The sequence below is a fragment of the Allobosea sp. RCC_152_1 genome (genome assembly GCF_041360765.1).
Classification (GTDB): Bacteria; Pseudomonadota; Alphaproteobacteria; order Rhizobiales; family Beijerinckiaceae; genus Allobosea; species Allobosea spartocytisi.
Genome location: NZ_JBFUPU010000002.1, coordinates 387078 through 411967 on the forward strand (window position 1 = coordinate 387078; position 24890 = coordinate 411967).

The following is a 24890-nucleotide window of genomic DNA, read 5'->3' on the forward strand; positions in this document are numbered from 1 at the left end:
CGCGCAGCCTCGCCAAGCGGGCACGGGGCAACCGGCGCTTACCGGGCCGACCTTACGATCTCTCCGACAAACCCCATCTGCTCATCCATGCCGGCCGGGCAGCCGGCCTCGATCCAGCCCCGCCGGGCTGCTTCCAGCAGCCGTCCGACACGAGGCCCGGGCGGGACGCCAAGCGCGACGACGTCCTTGCCCGTCGGCAGGAAGGGCGGCGTCCTGGCGAGCTCAGCGATGAGCTGCTGCACGTCACGTCCGGCCTCTTTCCCGGCCGAAGCGCTCAGCAGGACCAGTGCGGCGGCGACCGCATCGCTCCCCGTGCTTTGAGCGGCATGGCGCAGCGAGACGACGGGAGGCAGGCCCGGCTGCCCGCCGAGGCTTTCCAGCGCGGCGGCGATTCGCTCGATCCGGTCGAACTCCTCGTTGGACAGCCTCAATCGCTCGCGCAGCCTTACGGCGTCCTCGCTCACCGCGACCGACAGCGCCGCCAGCCGGAACGCCGGATGGACACCTTCGCCGCCATCCCCGGCCACAGCCGCGAAACGGGAGAGATGCGGCACCCCGCCGATCACCGGCATCAGCAGCCCGGCCCCCGCCATCGCCTGCAAGGTGGCCGAGGCGCCCGGCGCGACCAGCAGCTTCATCAGCTCCGCCCGCACCCGCTCCCGCGACAGGCCCCCGAGGCCTTCGCGCCCGGCGATGCAGGCTGCGATCCCCTCGGAATCGGGGCCCCCTGCGCCATAGCGCGCATGAAAGCGGAAGAAGCGCAGGATGCGCAGGTAGTCTTCGCGAATGCGGGTCGCGGCATCGCCGATGAAGCGCACGCGGCGCGCGGCAAGGTCGGCGAGGCCTCCGCAATAGTCATGGACCCGGCCGTCCCGGTCGAGCCCGAGCGCGTTGATGGTGAAGTCGCGTCGCGTCGCATCGGTGGTGAAGTCGCGGCCGAAGACGACCTTGGCCCGGCGTCCGTCGGTCTCGACATCCTGCCGCAGCGTCGTCACCTCGAAGCTCGCGCCGCCACCGACGAGCGTCACCGTGCCGTGCGCGATGCCGGTCGGCACGGCCTTGAAGCCCGCCGCCCGGCCGCGCCGGATCGTTTCCTTCGGCAGGGCGGTCGTGGCGAGATCGATATCGTTGATCGGCTCGCCGAGCAGCAGATTGCGGATGGCGCCGCCGACGATGCGGGTCTCCTCCCCCTCGCCGTTGAGCGCGGCGAGCAGGCGCGCCAGAACCGGTCGCGCCAGGAAGGCCGCGATCCTGTCCTGTGCCGGAGCGTTCATCGGAACCGGCCGGGCACGAGCACGCCATTCTCCATATGCGGCGGCTCGTAGGCACCCTGGCTGCGCTTCGTCATGAAGCCTTCGACGGCGAGGATGCCGATCACCAGCGCGAGCCCGACGACCGCCAGCCAGAAGGCATGTCGGCTCCAGTGCTCGACATCGAAGGGGTTGCGCCGCCGGACGACGAGATAGCCCGCGAAGATGCAGAAGGGCAGGACGAAGAGCAGAACCTCTTCGATGATCGCGCGCAGCATTCTCTCGTCCTTCAGCCCGCCAGCCGCTCGTAAAGGTTACGAATGATGCCGGCGGTCGCGCCCCAGATATAGCGATCCCCGAAAGACATCGCATAGTAGGAGCGCATATGGCCCTGCCACTCGCGCCCCTCGCGCTTGTGGTTGGCGGGGTCGAGCAGGAAGGAGAGCGGGGTCTCGAAGGCCTCGTCGACCTCGTTGTGGTTGATCGTCAGCGAGAACGGTGGCTCAACCAGCGCGACCACCGGCACGATGCGGTAGCCGGTTCCGGTCAGATAGGCGTCGAGGAAGCCGAGCGTGCGGACATGCTCGCGGGCAAGCCCGATCTCCTCCTCCGTCTCGCGCAGCGCCGTCACGACGGGCGAGCCATCGACGGCATCGACCCGTCCGCCCGGAAAAGCGACCTGCGCCGAATGGTTGCGCAAGGCCGCCGACCTCTGGGTGAGCAGCACGGTCGGCCCCGCCGCGCGCGCCACCACGCCGATCAGCACGGCGGCGGGAACCGCCCGCTCCTCGTCGGGAATGGGCACGGGCTGCGGCTGGTTCTCATGGTCGCCGCGCGGCCGGGCGATCACATCGCCGAGCAGCGGCGGCTCGGGCCGCAGGCGCTCCCGCGCCAGCGCCGCGAAGGCATCGGCGCTGAGATTGAGGGCTTTCCCTGATGTCATGAGATATCGAGGCCCTCGATCTCGCTTGCGGGCAGCGCCGGATAGAAATGCCCCGCGGCCGCGATGCCGAACATTGCCTCGCCCGCGACCTCCCGCACCTCGCCGAGTGCCAGAAGGTCATAGGTCAAGGCCCGCGTCAGCCGGGCCCAGAGCCCGCGCCGGACATGCACATAAGGCTTCAGCCCGTCCTTGGCAGCCCGCTCGAAGCGCAGGCCATGCTCCGGCCCGACGCTGAGCAGGTCGTCGACCTGCGTCCTGAAGGCCAAGGTGCGCCCGTCGCCCTCACCGTCGACCTGCATCTCCACGGCCTGGAAAGGCGCATCGTCGACCCGGATGCGGATTTTTTCGACCGGGGTCACGAGAAAGTGCTCGTCGCCCTCGCGCTTGAGAACCGAGGAGAACAGCTTCACCAGCGCCGGCCGGCCGATCGGCGTACCCAGATAGAACCAGGTGCCGTCGGCGGCGATGCGCATGTCGAGATCGCCGCAAAAGGGCGGGTTCCAGCGCTCGACAGGCGGCAGGCCGCGCGGTTTGCCGGGCGTTCCGCCCCCGAGCGCCGCCATCAGCCTTTCCATCGCATTGCCCGGCGCCGTCATCGAAAGCCCCGCCGTTTTCGTCCGCGGCATATTGGTTGCATCGTGTTTCCGCCTTGAACTCCACATAATCGTGAAGCCGAGTTTATGTGTACCGCCGCAATCGGCGCTTGAGACTGCAAAACGGCCCGTCCACATTCAACGGTGGAACATGCCGTCGGGTTCGCGTCCCGCGATGTGCGTCCCGAAAGCAGCAAGGATGCAAGGGTGAAGGAGATCGACATGGCGGCGCAAGCCCGGGCAAACGAGAGCACTTCGCCGATCGACCTCGATACGGGCATCGTCGAGGCGGCCGAGGCCGCGCTCGGTGCCATCGGCTCGGCCCGCAAGGAGATCGGCCAGGTCATCTTCGGCCAGCAGAAGGTGGTCGATCTCTCGCTCATCACGCTGCTGGCCGGCGGCCACGGCCTGCTTGTCGGCGTGCCCGGCCTCGCCAAGACCAAGCTCGTCGAGGCGATGGGCACGGTGCTCGGCCTCTCGGCCCGGCGCGTGCAGTTCACGCCCGATCTGATGCCGTCCGACATCCTCGGCTCGGAGGTTCTCGACGAGTCGAGCGACGGCAAGCGCCATTTCCGCTTCATCAAGGGCCCGGTCTTCGCCCAGCTCCTGATGGCGGACGAAATCAACCGCGCGAGCCCTCGCACCCAGTCGGCCCTGCTGCAGGCGATGCAGGAGCACCACGTCACCGTCGCCGGCGAGCGCTACGACCTGCCCGCCCCCTTCCATGTCCTCGCCACCCAGAACCCGATCGAGCAGGAAGGCACCTATCCGCTGCCGGAAGCCCAGCTCGACCGCTTCCTGCTCGAGATCGATGTCGGCTATCCCGACCGCGAGGCCGAGCGGCGCATCCTGCTCGAGACCACCGGCGCCACCGAATACAAGCCCTCGCAGGCGATGACCGCGGAGACGCTGATGTCGATCCAGCGGCTCGTCCGCCGTCTGCCGGTCGGCGATGCCGTGGTCGATGCCATCCTCGACCTCGTCCGTTCCGCGCGTCCCGGCGAGGGCGACGCGGCCATCACCGACAAGCTCGCCTGGGGCCCCGGCCCGCGCGCCAGCCAGTCGCTGACGCTGGCCGCCCGCGCCCGCGCGCTCGTCGAGGGCCGGCTCGCCCCCTCGGTCGACGACGTCGTCGCGCTGGCCGCCCCCGTCCTCAAGCATCGTGTCGCGCTGACCTTCGCCGCGCGCGCCGATGGCGAGACCGTCGAGGGCGTGATCGGCCGCTTGGTGGAACGGCTGGGATAGGCTGATGCTGCGCACGCGTGTCCTGAGTCAGACCGAGCGACAGCCGGCGAGGCCCGTCCTCACCGCTTCGCTCGACCTTGCCGCGCGCCTGCCCCGCCTCATCCTCGAAGCTCGCCGCGTCTCGGCCAGCGTCCATGGCATTCACGGTCGCCGCCGCGCCGGGCCGGGCGAAACCTTCTGGCAATACCGGCCGCTGGTCGCCGGCGAATCCGCCTCGCGCATCGACTGGCGCCGCTCGGCGCGTGACGGCCACCTCTTCGTGCGCGAGCGGGAATGGGAAGCCTCCCACACCGTCTGGCTCTGGATCGACCGCTCGGCTTCGATGGGCTTCGCCTCCTCGCTCGCCCTCACCTCCAAGATCGACCGCGCCCTCGTCTCCGGCTTCGCCCTGGCCGAGACGCTGGTCGAAGGCGGCGAGCGCGTCGGCCATCTCGGGCTGACCCGGCCGCTCGCCTCGCGCAACATCATCGAATTGCTCGCCCAGGCCATCGTCGCCGACCGCAAGAACGCGGAGGACGATCTGCCGCCAGCCATGCCGCTGCCGAGGCTCGCCGATGCGATCATCATCACCGATGGGCTCTCGCCCTCCGCCTCGCTGGCGCAGCGCATCGGCACCCTGTCGTCGAGCGGCGCGCGCGGCCATGTCCTGCTGATCGCCGATCCGATCGAGGAAACCTTCCCCTTCACCGGCCAGGCCGAGCTTTTCGACCTCGAGGACGGCCTGACCCTGCGCGTCGGCGATGCCGGTTCCTGGGGCGAGGAATATCGCCAGCGGCTCGCCGCCCATCGCGAGGCGATCAGGGAGGCCTGCCGCAAGGCCGGCTGGACCTTGACGCTCCACCGCACCGACCGGCCGGCGAGCGAGGGCGTGCTGCGCGTCGCGAGCCTCATTGCCGCCGCGCGCGGCGCTTCCGGCTTCTAGGGAGGGACGCGAAATGTTCGGCGCCCTGCCCCTGACCTTCTCCGCACCGCTGGCGCTGGCGGCGCTCGCCTTGCTGCCGGCACTCTGGCTGCTGCTGCGGGTGACGCCGCCGCGCCCGCGCCGCATCGACTTCCCGCCGCTCAAGATCATGGCCGACCTCGTCTCGAAGCGGGAGACGCCGGCGCATACGCCCTGGTGGCTGCTCGCCTTGCGGATGGCTGTGGCCGCGCTCGCCATCCTCGCCGTTGCCGGCCCGGTCTGGAATCCGCCCCGCGATGCCGGGCCGGCGCGCGGTCCGGTGCTGCTCCTCGTCGATAACGGCTTCGCTGCCGCGCCCGACTGGGCGGAGCGCATCGCCGTCGCCGAATCCCGCATCGCCGCCGCGACCCGCGAAGGCCGCACCGTCGCCGTGGTGGGCCTGGCCGAGAACCCGGCGGAAATCTCGCTGCTCGATCCACGCACCGCTCTCGAGCGCCTGCGGGCCATGACGCTCGAACCGCATGCGCCGGACCGCGCCGCCCACCTGCCCCGCATCGAGAATGTCCTGCGCAATGCGCCGGAGGCCGAGATCGTCTGGGTGTCGGACGGGCTCGCGATCGGCGACCCCGGCCCCTTCCTGTCCCGGCTGAAGCAGGTTGCCGGCAACCGTCGCCTCGCCATCCATGCCGGCCCGGCGATCCAGCTCGCTCTGGCGGCTCCCGAGAACCAGGCCGGCGCGCTCACCGTGAAGGTGCTGCGCCCGAACACCGCCGCTCCCGCCACCGGCACGGTCCGCGCGCTCGACCTGAAAGGCTTGTCGCTCGGTGACGCCCCCTTCGTCTTCGAGGGCTCGGCGCTGGAAACCACCGCGCGCCTGACCCTGCCGATCGAGGTGCGTAACGCCGTCTCGCGCCTGGAGATCGCCGGCATCCGCAGCGCCGGAGCCGTCGCCCTGCTCGACGAGAGCTCGAAACGCCGCCGCGTCGGCATCGTCTCGGGCACCACGGCCGACACCGCCCAGCCGCTGCTCTCCCCGACCTATTACGTCTCGCGCGCGCTCCAGCCCTTCGCCGAGATCCGCGAGCCGCGCCAGGGCTCGAACGACCCGATCGGCGAATTGCTGGCGCAGAACCTCTCCGTGCTGGTGCTCGCCGATATCGGCGCGCTCGACCGCGAGACGACCGCGAAGATCGGCGATTTCGTGCAGCGCGGCGGGGTGCTGCTGCGCTTCGCCGGCCCGCGCCTGGCGGCCAGCTCCGACGAGTTGACCCCGGTCAAGCTGCGCCGCGGCGGGCGCACCCTCGGCGGCGGCCTCTCCTGGGACACGCCGCGCAAGCTCGCCGCCTTCACCCGCGAGAGCCCCTTCTTCGGCCTGACCATCGGCGACGAGCTCCGCGTCAATCGGCAGATCCTGGCCGAGCCCGAGCCGAACCTCTCCCGCAAGACCTGGGCGGCGCTAGAGGATGGCACGCCGGTCGTTACCGGCGAGCACCGCGGCGACGGGCTCATCGCGATGTTCCACGTCACCGCCGACACCACCTGGTCGAACCTGCCGCTCTCCGGCCTCTTCGTCGAGATGCTGCGCAAGGTCGTCAATCTCGCCGGCGCCGGAACGACCACCGACACGCAGGGCGAGGAAGTCCGGGCCGAGACCCTGTCGCCGACCCGCGTACTCGACGGCCTCGGCCAGTTCCGCAGCCCGCCGGCGACGAGCCAGCCGGTCGCCCGCAACTTCGCCGGGCGCGCGACGCTGCTGCATCCGCCCGGCCTCTACGGCCCCACGGAAGGCTCCTTTGCCGTGAATGCGCTTGCCCCGAACGACAGGATCGCCGCGCTCGACCTTGCCAGCCTCGGCGCTCCCATCCTGCCGATCGACGAGCCGATCGCGCGCGACATCCGCCCGCCGCTGCTCGTCCTCGCCTTGCTGCTGCTGGTCGCCGACACGCTCGCGACGCTCTGGCTCGGCGGACGTCTCGGCTTCGGTCGTGCCCGCCGCACCGCCGCGCCGGCCGCAATCCTGCTCGCCCTGGCGCTCTTTGGCGGGCTCGCGCCCGAACCGGCCCGGGCCCAGACCGCCCCCGCGCAGCCTCCCTCCGCAACGCAGTCGGCCGCCCTTCCGCCAATCCCGCGCGAGCTCCTGGCCAATGGCGCGATGACGCGGCTCGCCTATGTCGTCACCGGCGACAGGGCGGTGGACGACATCTCGAAAGCCGGGCTGACGGGTCTGAACACCGTGCTCGGCGCCCGCACCGCGCTCGAACCGGGCGACCCCGTGGGTGTCAATGTCGAGCGTGACGAGCTCGCCTTCTTCCCGGTGCTCTACTGGCCGATCGTCGCCGGCCGCCCGATCCCCTCGGCCGAGACGCTGCGCAAGCTCGAAGCCTATATGAAGGGCGGCGGCCTCGTGATCTTCGACACGCGCGACGCCATGAGCGCCCGGCCCGGCGGCGGCACCACGCCCGAGGGCGACCAGCTCAAGCGCATGCTGCAGACGCTCGACATTCCCGAGCTCGAGCCCCTGCCCGCCGACCACGTCCTGACCAAGACCTTCTACATCCTGAACGGTCTCGTCGGCCGCTACGACACCGGCACCACCTGGGTCGAGACCCTGCCGCCCGCCGATGACGAAGGCCGCCGCCCGGCGCGCGCCGGCGACAATGTCTCGCCCATCGTCATCACCTCGAACGATCTCGCCGCCGCCTGGGCGATCGACCGGCGCGGTGAGGGGCTGGTCCCGCTCTCGGGCTCCGATCCGCGCCAGCGCGAGCTCGCCCTGCGCGCCGGCATCAATCTCGTGATGTATGCGCTGACCGGCAACTACAAGGCCGACCAGGTCCATGTCCCGGCTCTGCTCGAGAGGCTGGGGCAATAGCCATGTGGAGCTTCTCCTTCGCCCCGCTGATCCCGCTGCCGCTTTTGATCGGCCTCGCCGTGCTGGCGGCCGTCGCCGCGGGCGCGGCCATTGTGCTGGCCGGCCGCAGCGCCATCCTGCGCGCGCTCGCGCTGGCGGTGCTGGCCATCGCGCTCGCCGACCCCTCCCTGGTCTTCGAGGACCGCGAGCCGGTGAAGGACGTCGTCTCGGTCGTGGTCGACCGCTCGGCCTCGAACCGCCTCGCCGACCGCACGGCCCAGACCGACGCCGCCCTGGCCGATGTCGAGCGGCAATTGCGCGGCATCCCCAATGTCGAGACCCGCATCGTCGACGTCCGCGACGCGCAGGGCACGAGCGACGGCACCCGCCTGTTCGAGGCGCTGACCAACAGCCTCGCCGACGTGCCTTCCGAGCGCGTCGCCGGCGCCATCGCGATCACCGACGGCCTCGCCCATGACGCGCCGCCCAATGCCGAGGTGCTCGGCCTGCGTGCGCCGCTGCATGTCCTGACCACCGGCCGCAACGCCGAGATCGACCGGCGCATCGTGCTGGTCGATTCGCCGCGCTTCGGCATCGTCGGCAAGGACCAGATCATCCGGCTGCGCGTCGTCGACAAGGGCGGCCCCGGCCGCGCCGGGCTGACCATCCGTCGCGACGGCGAGATCGTCGCCCGCCGCGAGGTCGCGACCGGGCAGGTCGTGCAGGTGCCGGTGCGCATCGATCGCGGCGGGCCGAACGTCGTCGAAATCGAGGCCTCCCCGCTCGACAACGAACTGACGCTCGCCAACAACCGCGCGGTCATCACCATCGAGGGTATCAGGGACAAACTGCGCGTGCTGCTGGTCTCGGGCGAGCCGCATCCGGGCGAGCGCACATGGCGCAACCTGCTCAAGGCCGACGCCAATGTCGACCTCGTCCATTTCACCATCCTGCGTCCGCCGGAGAAGCAGGACGGTACGCCGATCAACGAATTGTCGCTGATCGCCTTTCCGACGCGCGAATTGTTCCAGGTCAAGATCAAGGAATTCGACCTGATCATCTTCGACCGCTACGCCAACCAGTCAATCCTGCCGCTGGTCTATTTCGACAACATCGTCCGCTATGTCCGCGAAGGCGGGGCGCTGCTCGTCGCCGCCGGCCCCGAATATGCCGGCGGCCAGACGCTCGCGCGCACGCCGCTCGGCCAGATCCTGCCGGCCGTGCCGGATGGCAGCGTCATCGACGAGGCTTATCGCGCCCGCGTCAGCGACCTCGGCAAGCGCCACCCCGTCACCCGCGACCTGCCGGGCTCTGAGGTCGATCCGCCGCGTTGGGGCGAGTGGCTGCGCATGGTCGGCGCGCAGGCGCGAGCCGGCGCCGCCCCGGTGATGACCGGCCCCGGCGACCGCCCGCTCCTGATGCTCTCACGCGAGCAGAAGGGCCGTGTCGCGCTCTTCCTCTCCGACCATGAATGGCTCTGGGCCCGCGGCTTTCGCAATGGCGGCCCCTATCTCGACCTGCTCAGGCGCCTCAGCCACTGGCTGATGAAGGAGCCGGAGCTGGAGGAGGAGGCGCTGCGCGCCACCGCCCGCAACGGCATCGTCGAGGTTGAGCGCCAGACGCTGGGCGACAATCCCTCCCCCGTCACCATCACCGGCCCCGACGGTGGGTCGCGGCAGGTCGCGCTCGAAGCCGGACAACCCGGTCTCTTCACCGCCCGTATCCCGACGGACCAGCAGGGCCTTTATCGCCTCACCGCCGACAACCTCACCGCCTTTGCCAGCGTCGGGCCGGAGAATCCGCGCGAGCTGATGGACGTGGTCAGCGATCCCAACGCGCTGCAGGTCCTGGCCCAGTCGACCGGCGGCTCATCGCGCCGTATCGGCCATGAGGGCGATTCCGGCGTCAACGTTCCGCGCATCGTCCCGGTACGCTCCGGCAGCCAGTTCGCCGGCGCCGACTGGATCGGCCTCAGGATCAGCGATTCCGGCATCGTCCGCGGCGTCCAGATCTCGCCGCTCTTCGTCGGTCTGATCGGGCTCGCGATCCTGTTCGGCGCGCTCGTCGCCGGCTGGCTCGGCGAGAGCGGAAGGCGCTTCAGGCGCGAGGCGTAGCCCGTAGCGGGCTCACCGCCCCGCGCCGCTGCGCCAGCACGCCCTCGACGAGCTCCAGCGCCAGGAAGCGCGAGGGATCGGCAGGGCCGGGCAGGATGAGCTGCCCCGGCGGAATGACCTTGAAGCCGAAGCGGGCGTAATAGGGCGCATCGCCGATCAGCATGACGAGATCGTGCCCGGCCGCGCGCGCCGCCTCGATCGAGCGGTTCATCAGCGCCGCGCCGATCCCCCTGCCCTCGAAAGCGGGATCGACCGTCAGCGGCCCGAGCATCAGCGCCGCGTGCCCGCCGGCGGCGACCGGCGTCACCTTGACCGAGCCCACGAGGAAGGTGCCGACATGTGCCGCGAAGGACAAAGCCGGATCGGGCGGCACGCCTTCGCGCAGGCGGAAGGCGGTGCGCGCGAAGCGGCCGGGGCCGAAGGCGCGCTCATGCAGCCGCTCGATGGCGGCCTGGTCCACGGGAAGCTCGTGGCGAATGGTCAAAGGCAGGGATGTCATGACGACCGGGGAAAACAGCAGCGGCGGGATAATGACGAAGGCCGGGCGCGCGGGCGCTCAGGCCGGGAGGCGCATTCAGCGCATCGGTCGTCGCAGGTCGCTCTGGCTGTGAAGGTCGTTCATCGAGCGCGCCTCTAGCAGAGCTTCGCATGGGCGTCCATCGCTTCCTGCGCAGCCATGGCCGGCTTGCCGCCTCGCAGCGATTGGTTTCAACTCCTCCTCGACCTGCAAGAGCAACGACAAGCGGGCGGGCCAGAGCATGCCGATGCGCAGGCGCCTCCCCGAAAACGGAGGAAACCTCATGATGAACAAGCTGATGCGGGCGGGCATCGCGGCCCTGGCGGTCGCCTGCTCGCTACCTGCGGGAGCCCAGCAGCAAGGCGGCCCGAACAAGGCTCCGCCGCGCGACGAATTCTTCTGGCTCGGCGAGATCAACAAGGCGAGCACCGTCATCAACAGCCAGGCGGGCCTGCTCGACAAGGCGCTCGCCCCCAAGATCGCACAGGGCATCGCGCGGGTGATCGAGGCCGGCAACCAGCCCGGCGCCAAGCGCCCCTCGACCGTCATCACCTTCGAGCCGCTGATGATCAAGGAGGCCGGTGTCGAGGTCACGCTGATCCATGCCGGCCGCTCAAGCCAGGACATGCACGCGACCTATCGCGCGGCGATCATGCGCGACCGGCTGCTGGCATTGGCCGACCAGCTCGGCAAGACCATGCGGACGATGGTCGAGCTGGCCGCGGCGCATCAAGGCACCATCGTCCCCAACTACACCAACGGCGTCGCCGCCCAGCCCAACAGCTATGGCCATTACCTGCTCGGCCTCGTCGCCGGCTTCGACAGGGACGCCCAGCGCATCCGCGAGTTCTACGCCCGGCTCGACCATTCGCCGATGGGCACGACCGTGCTCAACGGCACGAGCTGGCCGCTCGACCGCCAGCGCATGGCCGATTATCTCGGCTTCGGCGCCCTCGTCGACAACGCCTATGATGCCTCGCAGATCGCGGCCGCCGATCTGCCCGTCGAAGCGGGCTCCATCGTCACCGGCATCGCGCTCCATGCCGGCGGCTATATTCAGGACGTGATGACGCAATATGCGCAGCCACGCCCCTGGATTCTCCTGCGCGAAGAAGGCGGCACCACCGGCGGCGGCACCACCTATGTGTCGAGCGCCATGCCGCAGAAGCGCAATCCCGGCCTGCTCAACGGCACGCGCGAGCAGGCCTCGACAGCGCTCACATTGGCGATGGGCCCGGTCTTCAAGGCCCACAACATCCCGCCCGGCATGCCCGACGCCAAGGACGCCAAGGCCAACAGCGCGATGATCGACAGCGCCACCAGGACCCTTCAGGATCTCGACCGCATCCTGAAGGCGCTGGCGATCGATCCCGAACGGGCTCTGGACGAGCTCAACAGCGACTGGACCGCCTCCCAGGAACTCGCCGACGTGCTGATGCGGAGGTACAAGCTGCCCTTCCGCGCCGGGCACCATTTCGCCTCCGAGGTCGTCGATTACGCCAAGCTCAACGCCATCAAGCCGACCGATTTCCCCTATGCGCAGGCCCAGGCGATCTACCGCAAGGCCGCCGCCGAAATGCAGCTTTCGCCGGCCGAGCTGCCGATGAGCGAGGCCGAGTTTCGCGCGGCGCTCGATCCCGTCGCCATCGTGAAGAACCGCGCCACCTCCGGCGGCCCGCAGCCGGCCGAAATGGAGCGCATGCTGCGCGAGGCCCGGCAGCGCCTCGACCAGCAGGATGGCTGGGTCAAGGAGAAGCGCGCGCGGATCGCCGATGCTCTCGCCAGGCTCGACGCGGATTTCACCGCGCTCGCCAAAAGCGCCAACTGACACGAGCGCGAACGGACGACCTTCGGGTGCCTTCCGGCCCGCCTTACCAATCGGCGGCCGGCGGCAGATCCTTGGCGATCTCCTCCAGCCGACGGCGCGTCCCGGCCGTCACGCCCTCCGGCAGATGGTCGAGCGGAAAGAAGCCGGCCTCGGCGATCTCGCGATCGGGTCGCTTGACGCTATCCACCCGGAAGGCCCGCACGACATAGAGCGCGACATGGTCGCGCCGCGAGACGCGGCGGTTGAAATAGATGCCGTACAGGCGGGGCGTGCCCGTCGGCGTGATGCAGGCCTCCTCCTGCAGCTCGCGCGCCAATGCGTCCAGGACCGTCTCCCCCACCTCGACCCCGCCGCCGGGAAGATGCCAGCCGGGAACATAGGTGTGGCGGATGAGGAAGACCTCGCCGGCTTCGCTGATCACGGCCACCCGCACCCCGAAGGTGACGCTGCGGACCAGCCGGAAATAAAGATGTAGCAGGCGCCCCAGCATCCGGCGCGCCCATGAAAGGCCGGGCTCTTCACGCATGGCCCTTTCGGGCGGTGATGGCTCCATCGGCTCGTTTTCCCACTCCATATGAATTGTCTATGCAAAAACTGCATAACGGACGCGTTAGATTAACTCTGGCCCTGTCACAAACGCGCCCCAAATGAGGGTGCATAGAAACGCCTGTCCGCTGGAACCCGAACCATGTTGCTCTCTTTCATCATCTCCCGCTTCAAGGCCAAGCCGGCCTATGTCTGGAAGCCCGCCGTCACGATGACCGATTCCCGCATCGTGTCCGAGCTCACCGGCGCTGCCAACTAAGATCACCTGTCCGCCCCGCCGACCGCGCTGAATTGCGCGCTTGACGGGGGGCCTGCCGTGAGGGCAAGCGCTGGAGCGTGTTCAAGCTCGCGCACCTGTCCGACCCGCATCTCGGCCCGCTGGCCGGGTTTTCTTTGCATCAGCTTCTCGGCAAGCGCGCGACCGGTTATGTCAACTGGCGCCGCAAGCGCCGGCATGCGCATGACATGGACATCCTGGCGCGGATCGTCGCCGATATCCATGCGCAAGCTCCCGATCACGTCGCCTGCACCGGCGATGTCGCGCATATCGGCTTGCCGAACGAGTTCAAGACAGCCGTCTCCTTCCTCGACACGCTGGGCCCCCGCGAGGCGGTCAGCTTCGTGCCGGGCAATCACGACGCCTATGCGCGCTCCTCGCTGAAGGCGCTCGCCAGCCTGCTGGCGCCCTGGTCGGCGAGCGACGACGGCGTCGCCGCCTATCCCTGGTATCGCCGTCGCGGGCCGGTGGCCCTGATCGGCGTCAGCAGCGCCGTGCCGACCCTGCCGCTGATGGCGACGGGCCGCGTCGGCGGCGAGCAGATCGCCAGGACGGGCGCGCTGCTCGACCGCGCCCGCGACGAAAAGCTGATCCGCGTCATCCTCATCCACCACCCGCCCTATGTCGGCGGCGCCAAGCGCGGCCGCGAACTGGTCGATGCTGCCGCCTTCGAGGCCATGCTGAAGCAGAAGGGCGCAGACCTCGTCCTGCACGGCCACAACCACATGTTCTCGCTGGCCTGGCGCCCGGGCCCGGAGCACGACATGCCGATCGTCGGCGTGCCCTCCGCCTCGCTCGGCCCGCTCGGCCATGGCGAGCTCGGCACCTGGCATCTCCTCCATATCGACGGTGACGCCGGGAAGCCGCAGATCACGCTGGAGCAGCGCGGCTTCGAGCCTGACGGAACGGTCATGCTCCGCCAGACGATCGCGCTGCACGCAAAGCCCGTGTAACGCCGGCACAACGTTACTTTTGCTCCCTCCGCATTTACCCGTCTTTCACGCGCAGGTCGTAGGCTCTCTTCAGGGAAGGAGCGTGCGATGTTTGCCGGAACGCTCGGCCGCAGCCAGTTCTTCGTCAGGTCAAGCCTGCTCGGCCTGGCCGAGACCGCGGTCCTGCTGACCTGCATCGCAGTCCAGCACGAGGCCTTCTTCGGTCCGCCCGGACAGGGGCGCTACCGGCTGGCCGCGACGGCTTTCCTGGTCGGCGCCTTTTTCGGATACAAGCGCGTCAGCTACGCCATCCGCCGCAACCGCGACGCCGGCGGTGGCGAATTGCTGGCCGGCATCTACCTGATCGTCACCTGCACGGCGCTCGCCCTGCAAATCCAGGCCTTGATCGTGCGGACGAACGAAAGCCCGCTGGACGGCACGGAACATGCCGGCCTGGTCTATCTCCTGCTGGGCGGCTTCTGGTTCTATCTCCTGTACGCGCCATCCGCCCCCGCCGAGGCGCGCAGCGGCGCCGGTTCGTCACCCGGCCGCTTCATCTCGGCCGACGGCGACCCGGGGCGCGTCGATACGCAGCTCGCGCTGGCCATGGAACAGGCGATCGCCGGCGAGAGGCCGATCCCGATGGTGCCCGTCCCCGCCCGCCCACCGGGCTTCCTCGGCTCGGCCCGTCAGGCGCCGGTGCCGCACCGGCGAACCGAATTCGGCCGGCGCGGTCTGAAATAGGACATCGGCCCGAAAAGCGGACTGCGGTTTTCGGGGAAAGCCGATGCTGTAGCCGGCCCGCTCAGACGCAGCGCCCGCCATCGACGGCCAGCACGCTGCCCGTCACCATGTCGGCCTCGTCCGAGCACAGGAACAATGCGGCATTGGCGATGTCCTGCGGCGTCGAGAAGCGGCCCCACGGAATCGAGGCCGTGAACTGCGCGCGCCGCTCCGGCGTATCCTCCCCCATGAAGGTGGCGAGCAGCGGCGTCTCGCCCGCGACCGGCGCGATGGCGTTGACGCGGATCTTGTCCGGCGCGAGTTCGACCGCCATCGATTGCGAGATCAGGTTCGCGGCGCCCTTCGAGCCATTGTACCAGGTCAGGCCCGGACGCGGCCGCACGCCAGCCGTCGAGCCTATATTCAGGATGACGCCGCCGCCATGCTGGCGGAAATGCGGCACGGTCGCCCGCGCCATCAAGTAGATCGACTTCACATTGACCGCGAAGATTCGGTCGAACTCCTCCTCGGTCACCTCGGTCATCGGCTTGTTGCGATGGGTCGTGCCGGCATTGTTGACGACGATGTCGAGCCGCCCGACCTTGGCGAGGATCTTCTCCAGCGCCTTGTCGACGCTCTTGGCCTTGCCGACATCGCAGGTGACGGCGAAAGCCTTGCGGCCGATCGCCTTCGCGGCCTCCTTCGCCTTGTCGCCGTTGATATCGAGCACCGCGACGCGCGCGCCCTCGCGCACGAAAGTCTCGGCGATGCCGAAGCCAAAACCCTGTGCCGCGCCGGTCACCAGCGCCGTCTTGCCCTTCAGTCTCATGGTCGTTCCTCGTGATCTCGATTTGCCGCGATGTTTGAAACGATTGAGCGCGGTCGTAAATGCGCTTTTGGGCGGGGCCGGATACGGAAATCGAATGGCTACTTGTCATTCTCGGGCGAAGCGAAGCGCAGACCCGAGAATCTCGTGACGAGAGCGCTGGTTTACGAGATGCTCGGGTCAAGCCCGAGCATGACGGCAAGGGGTTACGCCCCGATCTCCTCGCGTAGCATCTCGAGCTCCAGCCAGCGCTCCTCCGCGTCGCCGATCTCGCGCGCGACCTCTTCCAGCCGCGCCGTCGCCTTGGCGAAGAGCTTCGGGTCGCGGGTGTAGAGATCGCCCGCCACGGCGGCGTTGAGCTTGGCGGCTTCCGCCTGCAACGCCTCGATCTTCTTGGGCAAGGTTTCCAGCGCATGCTTCTCGTTGAAGGAGAGCTTGCGTTTGGCGCTCGAAGCGGCGGGCGCGGCCGGGGGAGCGGATTTCGGCGCGGCGGCGGCCGGCTTCTCGACGACCCTCGCCTTCGCGCCAACGCCGCGCCCGCGCTGCGTCAGCATGTCGGAATAGCCACCGGCATATTCGGTCCAGACCCCGTCGCCATCCGAGATCAGCACGGCCGAGACGACCCGGTCGAGGAAGTCGCGATCATGGCTGACCAGCAGCACCGTGCCCTGGTAATCGGCGAGCAGCTCCTGCAGCAGGTCGAGGGTTTCGAGGTCGAGATCGTTGGTCGGCTCGTCCAGCACCAGCAGGTTCGAGGGCTTCGCGAGCGCGCGCGCCAGCATCAGGCGCCCGCGCTCCCCGCCCGAGAGCGCGCCGACCGCCGTGCCACGCTGCAAAGGCTGGAACAGGAAGTCCTTCATATAGGAGACGACATGGCGCGGCTGGCCGCCGACCATGACCTGGTCCGAGCCGCCGCCGGTCAGCGCATCGCCCAGCGGCGTCGCCGGATCAAGGCTTTCGCGGCGCTGGTCGAGCGTCATCATCTCCAGCGAGGTGCCGAGCTTCACCGTGCCGGAATCGGGCTGAAGCCCGCCGGTCAGCAAATTGATCAGCGTGGTCTTGCCGGCCCCGTTCGGCCCGACGATGCCGATCCGGTCGCCGCGCGCCACCCTGAGCGACAGGTTCTTGACGACGACGTTGTCGCCATAGGCCTTGGCGACATCCACCGCCTCGATCACGAGCTTGCCGGAGGTCTGCGCCTCGCTCGCCTCCAGCCGGACATTGCCGGTGGCGGCGCGTGCGGTGCGGCGCTGGTCGCGCAGCGCGAACAGCTCGCCAAGCCGGCGCTGGTTGCGGGTGCGCCGGGCGCTGACGCCATAGCGCAGCCAGTCCTCCTCACGCGCGATCTTGCGGTCGAGCTTGTGGCGATCGAGCTCCTCCTGAGCCAGCACCTCGTCGCGCCAGGCCTCGAAATCTCCGAAGCCCTTCTCCATCCGCCGCGTCACGCCGCGATCGAGCCAGACGGTGGCGCGTGACAGCGAGGTCAGGAAGCGCCGGTCGTGGCTGATCAGCACCATGGCCGAGCGCAACGACTTCAATTCCTGCTCCAGCCATTCGATGACGGGCAGGTCGAGATGGTTGGTCGGTTCGTCAAGAAGCAGAATGTCCGGCTCCGGCGCCAGCACCCGGGCCAGCGCTGCGCGCCGGGACTCGCCGCCGGACATGGTGGCGGGATTCTCCTCGCCGGTCAGGCCGAGCTCCGTGACGAGATATTGCGCGCGATAGGCGTCGTCGCCCGGCCCGAGGCCGGCTTCGACATAGGCGAGCGAGGTCTTGTAGCCGGTGAAATCCGGCTCCTGCGGCAGATAGCGGATGGTCGCGCCGGGCTGGACGAAGCGTTCGGCATGGTCGGGCTCGACGAGCCCCGCCGCGATCTTGAGCAGGGTCGACTTGCCCGAGCCGTTGCGCCCGACGAGGCTGACCCGCTCGCCAGCCGAGACGGATATCTCGGCCGCTTCGAGCAGCGGCTGTCCGCCAAAGGTGAGCGCGACGTCGCGCAGATGCAGCAAAGGGGCCATGGTTCGTCCTGTGAACTGGCCTGCGGGATAGAGCATCGGACCGAAAAGTGGAAACCACTTTTCGGATCGATCCGATGCCCCATGAAGACGAGAGTGCAGGCGCCGCTGTCACGCCCGCCGGGCATGGCATGCCACTTGCCAGCCGAAATCGCGCCCTTATCGTGGCCCTCGCATCGAGTCGAAAGCCAGCCATGCCTTCAGCCCGCCCGCGCCCCATCGGAATCGGCCATAATGGCGGCCCGCCCCTGCAAGAACGCAAGCGGCGCGCGGAAACCGGCAAGGGCACGATCGGCCGCTATTTCGACTGGCGCTTCGCCCATCGCAAGGCCTGGAAGAAGCCGCGCGAGGTCGCGATCAGCCGGCAGGAGAAGGCCGAGGCGCTCGGCCTGACCTATGAGGAATATTCGCTCGAGATCATGGAGCGCGGCTATTATCCTCAGCCGGAGCATGTCGAGACGATCAAGTCCAGGCGCGCCCAGCGGCGCAAGGACGGTGGCGTCGTCGGCCAGTCGCTCAAGGGCATGAAGCTGAGCTGAGAGGTCGGGTTCAGCCCCCGAGCCAGTGCCGCGCCAGCCGCGTCGCCGGCCGCTCGAAACAGCGATGGAGCAGCAGCGCCGCGACGACCGCGCCGGTCAGCGCGAGCACGATGTAAAGCGCCGGCCAGGCCAGCCCCACCCGCAGCACGGCCTCGCGCATGCCCCGGATCACGAAGGGGTGGACGAGGTAGAGCGCATAGGAGGCGTCACCGACCGCCGCCAGCGCCTTGACCGGCAGCAGCGGTACGATGCCCTCCCGGCCGCAGGAAGCCGCCAGCACCAGCAGCAGGGCCGCCGATCCGCGCCAGAGCACGCTGCTCCAGCCGCCATCGGTTCCCGGAACATGCGCGGCGGCTACGAGCACCGCGACGCCGGCCGCCGCGACCGCGATCCGCGCCGCGCCATGCAGGCGCAAGCCTCGCCCACGCAACACCGCGATACCCATGCCGGCGGCGAATTCGAGGACGATCGGCTGCCCCCAGAACGCGAAGGGCAACGGCGTCGGCCCGCCCAGGCTCTCCGCTGCGACCAGCAGCGCCAGCGCCAGCGCGACCGCCGGCAAGGTCCAGCGCGCCGGCAGCAGGAGCCCGACGGCGAACAGGGCGTAGAACAGCATCTCGTAATTCAGCGTCCAGCCCAGCGAATAGACCGGCTGCACCACCCCTTGCGTCGAGACCATGGGCCAGAACAGATAGGAGCCGAGGATTTGGCCGAAGCTCGGCGCGCCCGAATTAAGAAGCGCCGGAACGGCGAGGCCGACCAGCAGGAACAGCGTCGTCATCGCCCAGTAGAGCGGCACGATGCGGGCGAGGCGACGCCTCAGGAAGGCGAGCGAAGCGCCCTGCCGCCCGAACAGGTCCTGCGAGGCATGGACCATGATGAAACCGGAGACGACGAAGAAGATATCGACGCCGGCCATCCAGGGCAGGATGTCGCTGCGGGCGAAGGCGAGCCCCGCGCGCTCCGCCACGATGGCGGCATCGGGCTGGACATGGTGCACGGCGACCATGAACGCTGCGAGCGCGCGCAGGACCTGGATGGAATGGATGGGCTGCACGCGATCTCGATGTTTTCCGAAGGACGGGTCTGTGGAAGGCGCTCAGCCAAACCACAACCGCTTGGGATCGTCGAGGCCGAAACGCGGCAGATTGGCCGCGATCGCCGCAAGCCCCTGTTCGGCGGCATCCTGCGCCGTGATGACATGCAGGGCGAAGCGCGCCGCCAGAGCCTCCATCGGCGGCTTGCCCGCGAAGACGGCCTTGACGGTCGCGCGGTCCGCCAGCGGCAGGAGCTTCGGCGCGATGCCGCCCGCGATGAAGACCCCGCCCGTCGCCTTGAACGAGAGGGCGAGATCGCCCGCGACGCGCGCGAGCAGCCGCCAGAAACAGACGACCGTCATCAGCGCCGCCGGATTTCCGTCCAGCGCGAGCCGGCTGATATCGGCAGCGCTGGTATCGGCCTCCGCCATGCCCGAGGTTGCGACCACGGCGCGGTGGAGGCGGACGAGCCCGTCGCCGCTGAGCAGATGCTCGACCGTGAGGCGCGGCAGCCCGGCCGCCAGCACCGGCCACATCCGCTGTTCCGTCGGGTCTTCCGGGCCAATGCCGATATGCCCTGCCTCGGTCGGGATCAGGAAACCGCGCTCGCCGCGCGTCAGCAACGCCGAGGCGCCGAACCCCGTACCCGGACCGAGCACGAGCTTCACCCCCTCCGGCTCCGGATCACCCTCGACCAGTGTCTCGACATCGCCCGGGTTCAAAACCGCGAGGGAGGCCGCGAGGGCCTCGAAATCATTGACCAGGAGCCCTTGGTTCAAGCTGAGAGCCTGGGCGATCCGCGGCCCGTCGAACTGCCAGCTCGCATTGGTCAACTGGGCGCTGCGGCCATCGAGCGGCCCGGCCACGGCGAGGATCGCCGAGCGCGGCCGTTCCGGCAGTTCGGCGATGACGCTCTCGAAGGCCGCTTCCGGCGTCGGGTAGCTGCCCGTGCCGATCCGCGCCAGGGCACGCTGCGGGCTGTCGGGATCCCCCGCCAGCGAGAGCCGGCAATTCGTGCCGCCGATATCGGCGAGCAGGACGGGATAGGCGATCGATGGCGGGCGCATCAGAGCGGCTTTCGCCAGGGCGCGAACCAGCCGAGCCCCTCCAGCGTGCCATGCTCCGGCTTGTACTCACAGCCGACGAAGCCGCCATAGCCGAGCGCGTCGAGCTCGGCGAAGAGCCGGGGATAGTCGGGGCCGGAGGCATCGGGCTCGTGCCGGCCATTGGCCCGCGCGATCTGGACATGGCCGACGAGTGGGTAGAGCGCCTTGAGCTTACCCGACACGTCGCCATGGATCAGCGCGCAGTGATACATGTCGAACTGCAACTTCACGTTCGGCCGCCCGGCCTCGCGCACATAAGCGGCGGCCCGGTCGAAATCGTTGAGGAAATAGCCCGGCATGTCCTTGCCGTTGATCGGCTCGAGCAGAAGGTCGATGCCGTGCTCGCCGAGCCTGTCGGCGGCATAGGCGATCGAGGCGCGATAGGTTTTCTGTGCGGTCGGGTCGTCGGGGTCGGCAAGCCCCGCCATCATGTGCAGGCGTGGGACGCCGGTCTCATGGACATAGGCCAGCGCCGTATCGACGGAAGCCTTGAACTCCGCCTCGCGCCCGGCCAGCGCCGCGATGCCCCGCTCTCCGGCCGCCCAGTCGCCCGGCGGCAGGTTGAACAGTGCCTGCTCCAGCTCGCCGCCGGCCAGCGCCAGCCCGACCTGCTCGGGCGCATGCTCATAGGGGAACAGGAATTCGACGGCCTCGAACCCTGCTTCCGACGCAGCCTTGAAACGATCGAGGAAGCCCCACTCCGTGAACATCATCGAGAGATTGGCGGCAAAGCGCGGCATGAACGGCCTCTGGCAGACTTAGAGCAGTTTCGAGCGAAGCGGATACCGGTTCGCCTGAAGACAATGCGACACGATAAGGATCGAGAACCTTTCCACGCTTCGGAGAAACGCGGGAACGCTCAAGGTCTGAACGACCGGCGCAAGCTAGCGCGCCGAGCCGGCCGCGTCATGACCCAACGCGACACTGCGGCGATGCGTTCCGACGGATAGCCTATGCGGTGATGGAATCAGCTCTGCAAGATGGCGTAGACGTCGCCCGAGCCGGCTGTCCGAGGCAGCCCGCGCAGATAATCCCCCATCGCCTCAGCCGTGACGGCCTCCCCCAGCGCGAGCTTCTGGGTTTCCCCGAGCGCGACGTTGAAGCGATAGCGCCCGAGCGTTTCGAGCAGCGCCAGGCAGCCCTCGGCGACATCGTGCTGGATCGTCTTGAACTCGAAGCAGATTACCTGCACCGGCTTGGTCAGCCCGGCCAGCACATGCGCCTCGAAGCCCTCGACATCGATCTTGAGCAGGTGCGGCAGGCCGTAGCGCGCGATCAGCTTGTCGAGCGTCGTGCAAGGCACCGTGATCTCGTGATCCCAGCCCTGCCCCGCCCTGCCCTCTGCATCGATCGCCGCGCCGATGAAGGCGGCCGAGGCGCTCGAGACCGCCGGATTGGCGCTGTCGATCCTGAGTGCGATCGAGCCCTCATGGTCGCCGCAGGCCGCCTCGATCAGCGTCACGCGCGGGTCGCGCCGATGGATCAGCCGGATGATCCGCGCCGGCCCCGGCTGCGGCTCCAGCGCCACCACGCGGGCGCCGAGGCGCCGGAAGGACGAGATGCGGTCGCCGACATGGGCGCCGATGTCGAAGACGAGGTCGCCGGGCGTCAGGAAGGCGCCGTGGAGCCGGTCCATCGCCGCCTGACGCTCCTTGTCGCCATAATGCATTCTCAGGCTGCGCGAGAGCGCCTTCACCGTACCTTTGGGATAGGCGACGGCGTTCATCCGCGCTCTCCCGCCCCGATGGCCGCCAGCACCGGCGGCGGCGCGAAATCCTCCGGAATGGCGCAGAGCCCATGTCGCGCCAGCCAGGCCCCGGCGGCCGGCAGCGCCGTCAGCATCGCGAAGGGGATCGCCAACACATAGCCGGCCGTCAGCGGCAGCGACCAGAGGAGGACCGTCGGCGACAGCCAGGCCAGCGTCGCGAAGAGATAGGCTCCGAACAGGAGATGCGGCCACAGGCCGGCGCAGGCCGTGCCGAAGGACAGCGCATGGGCATCGCGCGCCTGCCCGTTCCAGCCGATATGCGCCCGGCCGAAGGCAAGCCCGATCATGAACAGCGTCGTGCGCAGGCTGGAGACGGCGCTCTGCAGGAAGCCGAACACGGTCTCGATGACGGCCGATGCAAGGAAGCGGGTGCCGCCGCCATGGCGCGCGGCACCGCCTTTTTCCAGCAGCGTATCGGCAAAGCCGGCGAGCTTCGGCATGAAATGCATCGTCAGGAACAGCCCATAGAGCCCTGCCGCCAGAACGACCGGATAATCGGCGATGGCGCGATCCTCGAAGACCTTGAACGGCAGCAGCGCGATCATCAAGGTCCAGGCCGGCAGGCCGAGGAACATCAGGATCGCCCAGACGAGCTGGAAGCGGCTCATCGGCTTCAAGGCCGGCAGGTCGAGCAGCTTGAGATATTGCAGGTTCCCGAGGCACCAGCGCAGGTCACGCTTGGCGTAGTCGAGCATGGTCGGCGGGTTCTCCTCCCAGCTCCCACCCTCCACCGGCAAGACCCGCACCTCGTAGCCGGCCCGGCGCATCAGCACCGCCTCGACCTGATCATGGCTCATCACCGCCCCGCCAAGCGGCGGACCGCCCGGAAGCATCGGCAGATGGCAATGATCGCGGAAGGGCGCGATCCGCACCATGGCGTTGTGGCCCCAGAACGGACCGCAATCGCCCCCCCACCACGCAGCGCCCATGGTGTAGGGCCGCATGCCGTGGCGCATGCCGAACTGGAAGATCCGGGCGAAGGCGGAGCGGCTGGGCATTCCGACCACCAGTGATTGCAGGATTCCGAGCTTCGGATACGCTTGCATCATTCGGGCCAACCCGAGGACGGCGTCGCCCGACATGACGCTGTCGGCATCGAGCGGCAGCATCAGCTCGTAGCGATCGCCCCAGCGCTCGCAGAAATCCCGGATGTTGCCGGCCTTGAAAGCAGCGTTGCTCACCCGCCGGCGATAGGTCAATCGCGCCGGCTCGCCGATCTCCTGCACCCATGCGCCGGCAAGCGCCTCCTCGGCAGCCGCCACGGCAGGGTCGCTGGTATCCGACAGCACGAAATAGTCGAACCAGACGCCCTCGCCCGTGGCGTCGAGACTGTCCTTGACTGCCCTGAGCCGCCGGAAGGCCCGCGCGGGATCCTCGTTGCGCAGCGTCATCAGCACCGCCGTGCGCAGCATCAGCGGCGCCGGTTTTCCGCCATCGGCGGCGAAGGGCGCCACCGCCTTCAGGCCATCGCGCCGGCCGTGCAGCAGCCACAGGCCGATCGCCGCGTTCCAGAAGCCGAGCACCGTCCAGGGCGCGGCGAACAGGAAAGCCGTGAAGATCACGACATCCGCCGCGCTCCAGCCGCCGGTGCCAAGCACCTGGGCCAACCCGGCGAGCAGCGCCGCCAGCGTGCCGAGATTGAGCGCGAACACAGCGAACCGCCGTTTCCGAAGGCTCGCGACGGATTGAAGGCCCGCCGGCGTCAGGCCGACCGGCTCGACATCTTGCGCGACCCGCGGGAACGTGGTCGGAGCGAGGTGCTGGTTCGTGACGGTATCTGTCATGGATCGGCAGCAGGCGGGCTCGGACGGACGGGATCGGATCGGGATGGCGCGGGAGCTAAAGACCGCAACCACGGCTGACGCAAGGGCAAAAGCCTTGGCACTTTGGTATGCCTCGCGCCGTGAATGCAGCCTGAATGAGGTGCCCCTGCCGTTGGCGGGGCCCGAGGACTGCCTCGTCACGACGCTGTGGAGCGGCATCAGCCGGGGCACCGAGAAGCTGATCTTCGAGGGCCGCGTGCCGGTTTCCGAACATGACCGGATGCGCGCCCCGTTCCAGGAGGGCGCCTTCACCTTCCCGGTGAAATACGGCTACTGCGCCGTCGGCAGGGTCGATGCCGGCCCCCCCGACCTCATCGGCCGCACCGTCTTCTGCCTGCATCCGCATCAGGACCGCTTCGTGGCGCCGCGCGATCGTCTGATCCTCGTCCCCGACGACGTGCCCCCGCGCCGCGCCATCCTCGCCGCAAACATGGAAACCGCGCTCAATGCGCATTGGGATGCCGGTTCCGGCCCGGCTGACAGCATCGTGATCGTCGGCGGCGGCGTTCTCGGCCTGCTGGTCGGCTGGCTCGCCGCACGTCTTCCCGGCGCCGAGGTCACGCTCGTCGATGTCGAACCCTGCCGGCAGGCGACGGCCGAGCAGCTCGGCATCCGCTTCGCCCTGCCCGACGCTGCGCCGCGGGACGCCGATATCGTCTTCCATGCCAGCGCCAGCGCCGACGGGCTCGCCACCGCGATCGATTGCGCCGGGCTCGAAGCCCGCATCGTCGAGCTGAGTTGGTATGGCGCGGGAACCGTGCCGGCGCCGCTCGGCGGCGCCTTCCATGCGCGGCGCCTCCGGCTGATCGCCTCGCAGGTCGGGATGATCCCGGCCTCGCGCCGCTCGCGCTGGGACTGTGCGCGTCGCGCCCGGGTGGCGATGGCGCTCCTCGCCGACGACCGGCTGGATGCGTTGATCACGGAGGAAATCCCCTTCCGTGAAGCCCCCTCCCGGCTTCCCGCCGTACTGTCCTGCGGCTGGAACGGGCTGGCGGCGGCGCTCCGGTATTGACGGCGCGTCCGTCAGGCGACCAAGACAGCCCGCCCCGCCGGCAG

22 protein-coding genes are annotated in these 24890 nt (G+C 69.1%); 9 read left to right on the forward strand and 13 right to left on the reverse strand.

Annotation, left to right across the window (positions count from 1 at the left end):
• Positions 1-38 precede the first annotated feature (38 nt).
• The 4 genes from AB6806_RS08210 to AB6806_RS08225 are packed head-to-tail and all read right to left on the reverse strand — an operon-like array spanning position 39 to position 2768.
• Positions 39-1274 (reverse strand): CCA tRNA nucleotidyltransferase, encoded by a 1236-nt coding sequence (locus tag AB6806_RS08210; protein WP_142021657.1) that lies wholly within the window; start codon positions 1272-1274, stop codon positions 39-41.
• A complete protein-coding gene (locus AB6806_RS08215; protein WP_038359260.1) occupies positions 1271-1528 on the reverse strand; it encodes a DUF6111 family protein in 258 nt (85 codons plus the stop codon). The genes AB6806_RS08210 and AB6806_RS08215 overlap by 4 nt, the downstream gene beginning before the upstream one ends.
• A gap of 11 nt (positions 1529-1539) precedes the next feature.
• Positions 1540-2193, reverse strand: coding sequence for a CoA pyrophosphatase (locus AB6806_RS08220; RefSeq protein WP_142021656.1), 654 nt, complete (start codon positions 2191-2193; stop codon positions 1540-1542).
• The gene (locus tag AB6806_RS08225; protein ID WP_248312505.1) at positions 2190-2768 is read right to left on the reverse strand and encodes a DUF1285 domain-containing protein; all 579 of its coding nucleotides are present in this window, start codon (positions 2766-2768) and stop codon (positions 2190-2192) included. The genes AB6806_RS08220 and AB6806_RS08225 overlap by 4 nt, the downstream gene beginning before the upstream one ends.
• Before the next feature lie 240 nt (positions 2769-3008).
• Between AB6806_RS08225 and AB6806_RS08230 the strand changes: the two genes are divergently transcribed.
• The 4 genes from AB6806_RS08230 to AB6806_RS08245 are packed head-to-tail and all read left to right on the forward strand — an operon-like array spanning position 3009 to position 9897.
• Positions 3009-4031 (forward strand): AAA family ATPase, encoded by a 1023-nt coding sequence (locus AB6806_RS08230; RefSeq protein ID WP_112762871.1) that lies wholly within the window; start codon positions 3009-3011, stop codon positions 4029-4031.
• Positions 4032-4035: 4 nt separating this feature from the next.
• The gene (locus AB6806_RS08235; RefSeq protein ID WP_112762778.1) at positions 4036-4953 is read left to right on the forward strand and encodes a DUF58 domain-containing protein; all 918 of its coding nucleotides are present in this window, start codon (positions 4036-4038) and stop codon (positions 4951-4953) included.
• Between the two features lie 13 nt (positions 4954-4966).
• Complete coding sequence (locus AB6806_RS08240) at positions 4967-7804, forward strand: DUF4159 domain-containing protein (RefSeq protein ID WP_370954403.1); 2838 nt, start codon at positions 4967-4969, stop codon at positions 7802-7804.
• A gap of 2 nt (positions 7805-7806) precedes the next feature.
• Entirely contained in the window at positions 7807-9897 is a 2091-nt protein-coding gene (locus tag AB6806_RS08245; RefSeq protein ID WP_370954404.1) for a hypothetical protein, read from the forward strand.
• Here AB6806_RS08245 and AB6806_RS08250 read toward each other — a convergent pair.
• Positions 9881-10396, reverse strand: coding sequence for a GNAT family N-acetyltransferase (locus tag AB6806_RS08250; protein WP_113252641.1), 516 nt, complete (start codon positions 10394-10396; stop codon positions 9881-9883). The genes AB6806_RS08245 and AB6806_RS08250 overlap by 17 nt on opposite strands.
• A gap of 301 nt (positions 10397-10697) precedes the next feature.
• Between AB6806_RS08250 and AB6806_RS08255 the strand changes: the two genes are divergently transcribed.
• On the forward strand, positions 10698-12242 hold the full coding sequence (locus AB6806_RS08255; RefSeq protein ID WP_370954405.1) for a lyase family protein: 1545 nt from the start codon (positions 10698-10700) through the stop codon (positions 12240-12242).
• A 43-nt stretch (positions 12243-12285) separates the two neighbouring features.
• On the opposite strand, the gene AB6806_RS08260 is transcribed toward AB6806_RS08255, so the two are convergent.
• Positions 12286-12768, reverse strand: coding sequence for an NUDIX domain-containing protein (locus tag AB6806_RS08260; protein WP_370954406.1), 483 nt, complete (start codon positions 12766-12768; stop codon positions 12286-12288).
• 356 nt (positions 12769-13124) lie between these two features.
• On the opposite strand from AB6806_RS08260, the gene AB6806_RS08265 reads away from it, so the two are divergent.
• Both AB6806_RS08265 and AB6806_RS08270 read left to right on the forward strand, forming a co-directional pair.
• Entirely contained in the window at positions 13125-14018 is an 894-nt protein-coding gene (locus tag AB6806_RS08265) for a metallophosphoesterase family protein (RefSeq protein WP_113252643.1), read from the forward strand.
• A gap of 87 nt (positions 14019-14105) precedes the next feature.
• Positions 14106-14741 carry a hypothetical protein gene (locus AB6806_RS08270; RefSeq protein ID WP_370954407.1) on the forward strand — a complete coding sequence of 212 codons (636 nt, stop codon included), beginning with the start codon at positions 14106-14108 and terminating at the stop codon, positions 14739-14741.
• A gap of 61 nt (positions 14742-14802) precedes the next feature.
• On the opposite strand, the gene AB6806_RS08275 is transcribed toward AB6806_RS08270, so the two are convergent.
• Positions 14803-15549, reverse strand: a complete 747-nt coding sequence (locus tag AB6806_RS08275) for a glucose 1-dehydrogenase (RefSeq protein ID WP_370954408.1) — start codon at positions 15547-15549, stop codon at positions 14803-14805.
• 203 nt (positions 15550-15752) lie between these two features.
• Positions 15753-17564, reverse strand: coding sequence for an ABC-F family ATP-binding cassette domain-containing protein (locus AB6806_RS08280; protein ID WP_370954409.1), 1812 nt, complete (start codon positions 17562-17564; stop codon positions 15753-15755).
• 191 nt (positions 17565-17755) lie between these two features.
• Between AB6806_RS08280 and AB6806_RS08285 the strand changes: the two genes are divergently transcribed.
• On the forward strand, positions 17756-18100 hold the full coding sequence (locus AB6806_RS08285) for a hypothetical protein (RefSeq protein ID WP_051987535.1): 345 nt from the start codon (positions 17756-17758) through the stop codon (positions 18098-18100).
• A 10-nt stretch (positions 18101-18110) separates the two neighbouring features.
• On the opposite strand, the gene AB6806_RS08290 is transcribed toward AB6806_RS08285, so the two are convergent.
• The 5 genes from AB6806_RS08290 to mdoH form a co-directional block, all read right to left on the reverse strand.
• The gene (locus tag AB6806_RS08290) at positions 18111-19157 is read right to left on the reverse strand and encodes an acyltransferase family protein (RefSeq protein WP_370954410.1); all 1047 of its coding nucleotides are present in this window, start codon (positions 19155-19157) and stop codon (positions 18111-18113) included.
• Between the two features lie 42 nt (positions 19158-19199).
• Positions 19200-20204: a glucokinase gene (locus AB6806_RS08295; protein WP_038359281.1), complete on the reverse strand. Its 1005-nt coding sequence runs from the start codon at positions 20202-20204 to the stop codon at positions 19200-19202.
• Complete coding sequence (otnI, locus tag AB6806_RS08300) at positions 20204-20983, reverse strand: 2-oxo-tetronate isomerase (protein WP_038359283.1); 780 nt, start codon at positions 20981-20983, stop codon at positions 20204-20206. Before otnI ends, AB6806_RS08295 begins: the two co-directional genes overlap by 1 nt.
• Before the next feature lie 227 nt (positions 20984-21210).
• Positions 21211-21969, reverse strand: a complete 759-nt coding sequence (locus AB6806_RS08305) for an FkbM family methyltransferase (RefSeq protein WP_142021648.1) — start codon at positions 21967-21969, stop codon at positions 21211-21213.
• Positions 21966-23795 (reverse strand): glucans biosynthesis glucosyltransferase MdoH, encoded by a 1830-nt coding sequence (gene mdoH, locus AB6806_RS08310; protein WP_142021647.1) that lies wholly within the window; start codon positions 23793-23795, stop codon positions 21966-21968. The genes AB6806_RS08305 and mdoH overlap by 4 nt, the downstream gene beginning before the upstream one ends.
• A gap of 151 nt (positions 23796-23946) precedes the next feature.
• Here mdoH and AB6806_RS08315 point away from each other — a divergent pair, with 151 nt between their 5' ends.
• Entirely contained in the window at positions 23947-24846 is a 900-nt protein-coding gene (locus tag AB6806_RS08315) for a zinc-dependent alcohol dehydrogenase (RefSeq protein WP_370954411.1), read from the forward strand.
• Positions 24847-24890 lie beyond the last annotated feature (44 nt).

Coding starts and splice junctions, on each gene's coding strand:
- AB6806_RS08210 (WP_142021657.1), bottom strand. CDS start 1,274: ATGAACGCTCCGGCACAGGACAGGATCGCGGCCTTCCTGGCGCGACCG.
- mdoH (WP_142021647.1), bottom strand. CDS start 23,795: ATGACAGATACCGTCACGAACCAGCACCTCGCTCCGACCACGTTCCCG.
- AB6806_RS08250 (WP_113252641.1), bottom strand. CDS start 10,396: ATGACATCCCTGCCTTTGACCATTCGCCACGAGCTTCCCGTGGACCAG.
- AB6806_RS08240 (WP_370954403.1), top strand. CDS start 4,967: ATGTTCGGCGCCCTGCCCCTGACCTTCTCCGCACCGCTGGCGCTGGCG.
- AB6806_RS08255 (WP_370954405.1), top strand. CDS start 10,698: ATGATGAACAAGCTGATGCGGGCGGGCATCGCGGCCCTGGCGGTCGCC.
- AB6806_RS08230 (WP_112762871.1), top strand. CDS start 3,009: ATGGCGGCGCAAGCCCGGGCAAACGAGAGCACTTCGCCGATCGACCTC.
- AB6806_RS08245 (WP_370954404.1), top strand. CDS start 7,807: ATGTGGAGCTTCTCCTTCGCCCCGCTGATCCCGCTGCCGCTTTTGATC.
- AB6806_RS08285 (WP_051987535.1), top strand. CDS start 17,756: ATGCCTTCAGCCCGCCCGCGCCCCATCGGAATCGGCCATAATGGCGGC.
- AB6806_RS08280 (WP_370954409.1), bottom strand. CDS start 17,564: ATGGCCCCTTTGCTGCATCTGCGCGACGTCGCGCTCACCTTTGGCGGA.
- AB6806_RS08215 (WP_038359260.1), bottom strand. CDS start 1,528: ATGCTGCGCGCGATCATCGAAGAGGTTCTGCTCTTCGTCCTGCCCTTC.
- AB6806_RS08270 (WP_370954407.1), top strand. CDS start 14,106: ATGTTTGCCGGAACGCTCGGCCGCAGCCAGTTCTTCGTCAGGTCAAGC.
- AB6806_RS08295 (WP_038359281.1), bottom strand. CDS start 20,204: ATGCGCCCGCCATCGATCGCCTATCCCGTCCTGCTCGCCGATATCGGC.
- AB6806_RS08275 (WP_370954408.1), bottom strand. CDS start 15,549: ATGAGACTGAAGGGCAAGACGGCGCTGGTGACCGGCGCGGCACAGGGT.
- AB6806_RS08260 (WP_370954406.1), bottom strand. CDS start 12,768: ATGCGTGAAGAGCCCGGCCTTTCATGGGCGCGCCGGATGCTGGGGCGC.
- AB6806_RS08305 (WP_142021648.1), bottom strand. CDS start 21,969: ATGAACGCCGTCGCCTATCCCAAAGGTACGGTGAAGGCGCTCTCGCGC.
- AB6806_RS08220 (WP_142021656.1), bottom strand. CDS start 2,193: ATGACATCAGGGAAAGCCCTCAATCTCAGCGCCGATGCCTTCGCGGCG.
- AB6806_RS08235 (WP_112762778.1), top strand. CDS start 4,036: ATGCTGCGCACGCGTGTCCTGAGTCAGACCGAGCGACAGCCGGCGAGG.
- otnI (WP_038359283.1), bottom strand. CDS start 20,983: ATGCCGCGCTTTGCCGCCAATCTCTCGATGATGTTCACGGAGTGGGGC.
- AB6806_RS08225 (WP_248312505.1), bottom strand. CDS start 2,768: ATGGAAAGGCTGATGGCGGCGCTCGGGGGCGGAACGCCCGGCAAACCG.